At 69.1% G+C, this 6,469-nt stretch carries 6 protein-coding genes; 2 read left to right on the top strand and 4 right to left on the bottom strand.

What is annotated here, in order from left to right; translation table 11 throughout:
• Window positions 1-419 precede the first annotated feature (419 nt).
• From NM1_RS28230 to ygfZ, 4 genes are all read right to left on the bottom strand, one after another.
• On the bottom strand, window positions 420-638 hold the full coding sequence (locus tag NM1_RS28230) for a DUF3073 domain-containing protein (RefSeq protein WP_068026409.1): 219 nt from the start codon (window positions 636-638) through the stop codon (window positions 420-422).
• A gap of 175 nt (window positions 639-813) precedes the next feature.
• Window positions 814-1,776, bottom strand: a complete 963-nt coding sequence (locus NM1_RS28225; RefSeq protein WP_068026406.1) for an asparaginase — start codon at window positions 1,774-1,776, stop codon at window positions 814-816.
• Window positions 1,773-2,528 (bottom strand): MOSC domain-containing protein, encoded by a 756-nt coding sequence (locus NM1_RS28220; protein WP_084520129.1) that lies wholly within the window; start codon window positions 2,526-2,528, stop codon window positions 1,773-1,775. Before NM1_RS28220 ends, NM1_RS28225 begins: the two co-directional genes overlap by 4 nt.
• Window positions 2,525-3,640 (bottom strand): CAF17-like 4Fe-4S cluster assembly/insertion protein YgfZ, encoded by a 1,116-nt coding sequence (gene ygfZ, locus NM1_RS28215; protein ID WP_068026403.1) that lies wholly within the window; start codon window positions 3,638-3,640, stop codon window positions 2,525-2,527. Before ygfZ ends, NM1_RS28220 begins: the two co-directional genes overlap by 4 nt.
• Window positions 3,641-3,827: 187 nt before the next feature.
• On the opposite strand from ygfZ, the gene NM1_RS28210 reads away from it, so the two are divergent.
• Both NM1_RS28210 and NM1_RS28205 read left to right on the top strand, forming a co-directional pair.
• Window positions 3,828-4,745, top strand: coding sequence for an aminodeoxychorismate lyase (locus NM1_RS28210; protein ID WP_068026400.1), 918 nt, complete (start codon window positions 3,828-3,830; stop codon window positions 4,743-4,745).
• A gap of 257 nt (window positions 4,746-5,002) precedes the next feature.
• Window positions 5,003-6,463 (top strand): cytochrome ubiquinol oxidase subunit I, encoded by a 1,461-nt coding sequence (locus NM1_RS28205; RefSeq protein ID WP_068026397.1) that lies wholly within the window; start codon window positions 5,003-5,005, stop codon window positions 6,461-6,463.
• Window positions 6,464-6,469: the final 6 nt, after the last annotated feature.

The raw sequence follows: 6,469 nt of genomic DNA, 5'->3' as shown, positions 1-6,469 counted from the left end.
GGCGCCTGAAACTCGAGACGCGCCGAAAACCTCCCAGGTGTAGTTGCCTGGCTATCGCTTCGCGGCCGGGGTTGGCAAAGGGGGGAGTTGGCAGGGGACGGAGACGCTCTGCCGGGGCGGCTCCTGTTCGGCTCGCGCCTGCGTCGCATTGCCTGGGCGCGGTCGGGTTGCCGGGGGTTGATTCGCTCGGCGGCGAATTCGCCTATGCGGCATCGCGCTAGGTGTCGGCGTGAGCAAATACGTACCGGTCTCCCGACCTGTGGTCGGGAGTAACCGGCGTACAGCGAACCTCGGCTCGCGGTGCGTGACCGACGAGCCTCAACGGGTGGCGCGAGAACGCGGACAACCGGGCACTGAGACCGTTGCGACGTACGAAGGGGGAGGCCCCTCAGGCCTCCCCCTTCGTACGTCGATCCGAATCAGCGGCGCCAGTCGTCGTGGTCCTCGTCGTCCTCCCAGCGCGGCAGCGAGTCGTCCGCGTCGTGCTCATCGGAAAGCACGCCGCTCCGCTGCGAGTCACGGGAGTGTTGTCCCCCCGAGAGCTCGCGCTGAAGGCTCGCGAAGTCGGTCGACGGCGAGCTGTACTTGAGCTCGCGTGCGACCTTGGTCTGCTTTGCCTTAGCCCGGCCACGGCCCATGGCTGACCCCCTCGCGTCACTGCGGGGCGGCCTGGGGTGGTTTGGCGGCCCCGTTCGAATTAATACTCTTCCTGACAGACACTTTAGCGTGTGTCTGCCGGTCTCGCTTCCAGGAGTGGGGGAAGACTCCCGATCTGCCCGGGTTTGCCGGGTTGTCGCGTCTTTCGGGCCGCAGTCAGAGCACTCCCGGGATTGCCCGGATGATGCCCACCCGGGCGCCGCCCCCGAGCACCGCCGACGCGGCGAGGGCGGCGTGCTCGTCCGTCCGCTCGGCACCCATCCGCTGCAGAATTGCCTGCGTCAGGGGGATCCGGGCGCGGTCGTGACCGTCATCGATCTTGTAGGCGAACGCGCGGCCGTCCGGCAGCGCGCCCGCGTGCACCCCGTCGGCGCCGATCTTGCACACCAGGCCGGGGGTCGATCGGATGGTGAGCAGATCCGGCCCGTCCGTGCCCGAAATCACTCGGGGATGGGTGCGAATCGCGTCGGCGACCCGGCGTTGCGGGGAGCCCGGGGCGGCCGTCGCGAACGATCCGTAGGCGCGCGCCAGATTCACCAGCGACACCGGCACGATCGGCAGGCCACAGCCGTCGATCCCCAGGTCGGTCTCGGGTTCGCCGGTGATGTCGGCGATGGTGGCCGCCACCGCGCGCTGCAGCGGATGCGCCGCGTCCAGGTACCCCTCGGTCGGCCAGCCGTTGATCGCGCAGGTGGCCAGCATCGCGGCATGTTTGCCCGAACAGTTCATGTAGATGCGGCGGGCGGCCTCCGCGCGCTCGCGGCCCGCCAGCGCCGCGGCCCGGGCCATCTCGTCGACGGGCAGATCGGGCGGGCATTCGAGCTGCTTCTCGGCGAAGCCGAAGCGGTCCAGCAGGCGCTGCACCAGCGCCACGTGATCGGGCTCGCCGAAATGGGAGGCGGTGGCGATGGCCAGCTCGGCATCGTCGGCCGGCTCGAAACCGTTGCGCAGCAGCGCGATCGCCTGCATCGGCTTATTGGTCGAACGGGGGAAGATCGGCAGGTGCACCTCGCCCAGCGCGACCACCGGCTCCCCGTCCGGGGCCAGAATCACCAGCGAGCCGCGATGCACACACTCCCGGAATCCGGACCGCACCACCTCGACCAACTCCACGCTCACGACCGGCCCTCGCTGACGGCAGTCGCGCTCGATCGTGCCCGGCCCGCGGCTCGGCGGCGGTGGCGGTCGATCTGCATGCGCACATCGTCGGAGATGGTCGGTTCGGCGGCCAGGAGCAGGTCCAGCCGGTTCGGGTCGGCTCCGGTGAACAGGTCGCGGACCGTCACGCCGTGGTCGGGGACGTGCTCGACGCGGACCTCGTCGCCCGCGCCGACGGTGCCCTCGGACAGCACCCGCAGATATGCGCCGGTGTCCGACCGCAGGGTGAATCGCTTGACCCAATACTGCTCACCGGACCAGTGCTGGAAGGTCGCGCACGGCACCCGCGGCGCGCTCACCTCGAGCAGGGTGTCGCCGACCGACCAGCGCTCGCCGAGCACCGCATCGCTCACCGGCAGCCCGGAGATGCGCAGATTCTCGCCGAACCAGCCTGCGGGCAGCGTGCGATCCAGCTCGCCGCCCCAGCGGCGGGCGTCTTCCTCGGCGTAGGCGTAGACGGCCTGGTGCGCGCCGCCGTGATTCCTGGTGTCGCACACGTGATCGCCCTCGAGACCCAGCGGCCGCACCCCCACCCGGTGCGAGACCGGGCGCTTATCGATGGCCGTCCGGCCCACCCGGCTGACCTTCGGCGACAGCTCGAGTTCGGCGTGCACGACGCAGACGGCCAGCACGGTCCCCGTCGCCCCGGGCCTGCTCGACGGCGCCGCGTGCGACGACCCGGTGGGCGAGGGCACCGCGGGTAGGTCGCTCATCGCCCGCGCAACCGCTCGATGGCCATCCGGCCCGCCTGCGGCTCGTCGCCGGAGGGCATCGAATCCGGGTCGATGGCCGCCGCCGTCTCGCCCGCCTCCAGCCGCGCATCCGCCGGTATCGAGCGCTTGATCAAGGCCAGCGCGATCGGCCCGAATTCGTAGTGGTCGACGACGGTGCCCAGGCGTCCCACCGAGCGACCACCGGCGGTCACCGGATCGCCGGTCGCGGGGCGGGAATCGGCCGAGCCGTCCAGGTGCAGCAACACCAGGTGCCGAGGCGGCTTACCCAGGTTGTGCACCCGCGCCACCGTCTCCTGGCCGCGATAGCAGCCCTTGTCGAGATGAACCGCGCCGTGCTCGGTGACGCCGCCGATCCAGCGGGCCTCGTGCGGGATGGTCCGGTCGTCGGTGTCGATACCGATCCGCGGGCGCAGGGCCGCCACCCGCAGCGCCTCGAAGGCCCACAGCCCCGCGGGCGCCGCACCCGCGCCGGTCAGGCGCGACCACCAGTCGGTCAGGCGATCGCGCGGGATCACCAGGTCGAAGGAGTCGTCCGTCGGCCACGGCATGCGGCGCAGGAAGCCGCCCTCGGGCAGCGAGATCGCGGCGTAGGTCGGCGGCAGCGGGCCGAGGTCCAGCGCGTCGGCCACCTCCTGCGCCTTCGGCCCGAGCAGGCTCAGCACCGCGTAATCGGGCGCCGCCTCCGGTTTGGCGTCGGCCCAGAAGACCATCTTCTGCAGGAAATCCAGCAGCGCCGGGCCGCGCTCACCCTCGGTATCGATCCACAGCGTGCCGTCGACATCGGTGAGCACGAAATGATTCAGGACGCGGCCGTTGAGATCCAGGTCCAGATTCTCCGCCGAGCGACGGTCGCCCAGCTCGGCGACGTGCTGGCTGGAGATGGTGTGCAGCCAGGTCAGCCGCTCGGCGCCGGTGCTGGTGAGCACGAACCGGTGCGAACGATCCACCACCGCCGCGCGCTGGGACGCGGCGCGTTGCTCGCCGAACGGGTCTCCGTAATGCCACGCGACCGCGGCGTCGGGAGATTCCGGCAGGCCCGGGACGGCCCCCGGAGCGGTGAGCAACGGGCTGGGCGGAGAAACCACGGACACACACCCACTGTATGCCCTGCTTGATCGGGGCGCGGGGCGGCCGGGCCGATGACGGCGTCCGGACAGGGTGGCGTCGATCACCAAGCTGGTCAGTTGGACCTATCTGATCTCAGGATTGGGTGAACGGTTACCTACCGGAGGTTCGGTACCCCCTCGTAGAACCGCCCGTTCGCCTAGGCTGCTGCGCATGGTGGATCGAGTTCTGGTGACTCTAGACGGCACCGTCCGGGATCCGGACGAGCCGTTGCTCTGTGCGGACGACATCGGCGCGCTGCGCGGTGACGGCATTTTCGAGACGGTGCTGGTGCGCGACGGCAAGCCGTGCGCGATCGAACTGCACCTGGCGCGCCTGCGGCGTTCGGCGGAGGCACTGGACCTGCCGGAGCCCGACCTGGGGCAGTGGCGCACCGCCGTGGAGACCGCGGCCAAGGAGTGGGGCACCGAGCGCGAGGGTCAGCTGCGCATGATCCTGACCCGCGGCCGCGACAGCATCGCATCCACCGCCCCCGCCGCCTCCCGCAAGCCGTCCGGGCAGGCCGCGTCGCCCACCGCCTACATCCTCGTGGTGCCGGTACCCGAGCGCGTCGACAAGGCTCGCGCGGAAGGCATCTCGGTCATCACCCTCTCCCGCGGCATCTCCGTGGACCTGGCTCCGAACGCGCCGTGGCTGCTGATGGGCGCGAAGACGCTGTCGTATGCCACCAATATGGCGGCGCTGCGATTCGCCGCACGCATGGACGCCGACGACGTCATCTACACCAGCACCGAGCACCGCGTCCTGGAGGGGCCGCGGTCGACCGTGGTCATCCAGCGCGACAAACAACTCATCACCCCGCCGGCGCGCAACGGCGTGCTGCCCGGCATCACCCAGCGCGCGCTGTACGCCGAGGCGGAGAAGGCCGGGTGGGACTGCCGCTACGAATCCTTCTTCACCGCCGATCTCATTACCGCGGACAGCATCTGGTTACTGGGGAGCGTCACGCTGGCGGCGCGGGTCGCCACGCTGGACGGGCTGCGCATGTCGCCGCCCGACTGCGCGCCGGAGATCGCGGAAATGGTGGATCGGGGCGTTTCGCGCGCCTGGAACATCGCTGATTGGACGTAGGAAACCGGCGTCATTTCCACGGGGGAGGTTCGAATCGGGCGGATGAACCGGGAACAGGGTCGGAAGTCGTTACTGCGCAGCAAAATAGCTCGGAGTGTCGTGGCGTAGGACTCATTGATCTCTGGTCGACCTGGCGTAGCCTTTACTACGACATGTCGTAGTACGGCAGGAGGTCCGATGATCAGGTGCAGCGACCGAACCGTTCAGCGCTGTGCGCGGACGGCGACGATCGTGCCTAGCGGCAGCGGGGTGCGGTCATGGACGTAGTCGACGTATCGCGGTGGCAGTTCGGAATCACCACCGTCTATCACTTCATCTTCGTGCCGCTCACCATCGGGCTGGCGCCGCTGGTCGCCGGGCTGCAGACGGCATGGGTGGTCACCGGCAAGGACCGCTGGTATCGGCTGACGAAATTCTTCGGCAAGTTGTTCCTGATCAACTTCGCCCTCGGCGTCGCCACCGGCATCGTGCAGGAGTTCCAGTTCGGGATGAACTGGAGCGAGTACTCCCGCTTCGTCGGCGACATCTTCGGCGCGCCACTGGCTCTGGAGGGGCTGGTCGCCTTCTTCATGGAGTCGACGTTCCTCGGGCTGTGGATCTTCGGCTGGACGCGGCTGCCGAAATGGGTGCACCTGGCGACCATCTGGATGGTCGCGATCGGCGTGAACGCCTCGGCGTACTTCATCATCGCCGCCAACTCGTTCATGCAGCACCCGGTCGGCGCGCGCTACAACCCCGAATCCGGTCGCGCCGAACTGAACAGCATCATGGCGGTACTCACCAACAACACCACGGTGGCGGCGTTCCCGCACGTGGTGGCCGGGGCCTTCATCACCGCGGGCACGTTCATGGCCGGTATCGCCGGGTGGTGGATGGTGCGCAACGCCCGCTCGGGCGACGAGCACAAGATGGCGGAGGCGCGCTACCTGTGGCGGCCCGCCGGTCTGGTGGGCATGTGGGTGATCATCGTCGCGGGCGTGGCGCTGCTGATCACCGGCGACACCCAGGGCAAGCTGATGTTCAAGCAGCAGCCGATGAAGATGGCGTCGGCGGAATCGTTGTGCCACACCGAAACCGATCCCGACTTCTCCGTCCTCACCGTCGGTACCCACAACAACTGCGACAGCGTCACGCACCTCATCGAGGTGCCGGGCGTGCTGCCGTTCCTGGCCGAGGGCAAGTTCAGCGACGTGCGGCTGGACGGCGTCAAGGATCTGCAGGCCAGCTACAACGAGAAGTACGGCCCCGGTGACTATCGGCCCAATCTGTTCGTCACCTACTGGTCGTTCCGCGCCATGATCGGGTGGGTGATCGGCTCGGCGGCCATCGCGCTGGTCGGGTTCTGGGTGACCCGGCGCGGCCGCGTGCCGAACCAGCGCTGGTTCTCCTGGCTGAGCCTGATCGCCATCCCGACGCCGTTCCTGGCCAACAGTTCCGGGTGGGTGTTCACCGAGATGGGCCGCCAGCCCTGGGTGGTCGTGCCCAACCCCACCGGTGACCTGAACCTGCGAATGATCGTGCAGGACGGCGTATCCGGGAACTCGGCGGCCATGGTGCTGTTCACCCTCATCGGGTTCACGGTGATCTACGGCCTGCTGGCGGTGGCATGGTTCTACCTGATGCGCCGCTACGTGGTCGCGGGGCCCGAGGAACACGTCTCGACGCCGGCCACGGCCGCCGGCGCCGAACCCGTCGAGAAGCTCTCCTTCGCCTACTAGGAGCCG

Source organism: Nocardia mexicana NBRC 108244 (assembly GCF_001613165.1).
In the GTDB taxonomy this organism is placed as follows: domain Bacteria; phylum Actinomycetota; class Actinomycetes; order Mycobacteriales; family Mycobacteriaceae; genus Nocardia; species Nocardia mexicana.
This window is presented reverse-complemented; position numbering and strand designations above follow the sequence as displayed.

Excerpts from the sequence above, each read along its gene's own strand:
- NM1_RS28230 (WP_068026409.1), bottom strand. The coding sequence starts at position 638 with ATGGGCCGTGGCCGGGCTAAGGCAAAGCAGACCAAGGTCGCACGCGAG.
- NM1_RS28220 (WP_084520129.1), bottom strand. The coding sequence starts at position 2,528 with ATGAGCGACCTACCCGCGGTGCCCTCGCCCACCGGGTCGTCGCACGCG.
- NM1_RS28210 (WP_068026400.1), top strand. The coding sequence starts at position 3,828 with ATGGTGGATCGAGTTCTGGTGACTCTAGACGGCACCGTCCGGGATCCG.
- NM1_RS28205 (WP_068026397.1), top strand. The coding sequence starts at position 5,003 with ATGGACGTAGTCGACGTATCGCGGTGGCAGTTCGGAATCACCACCGTC.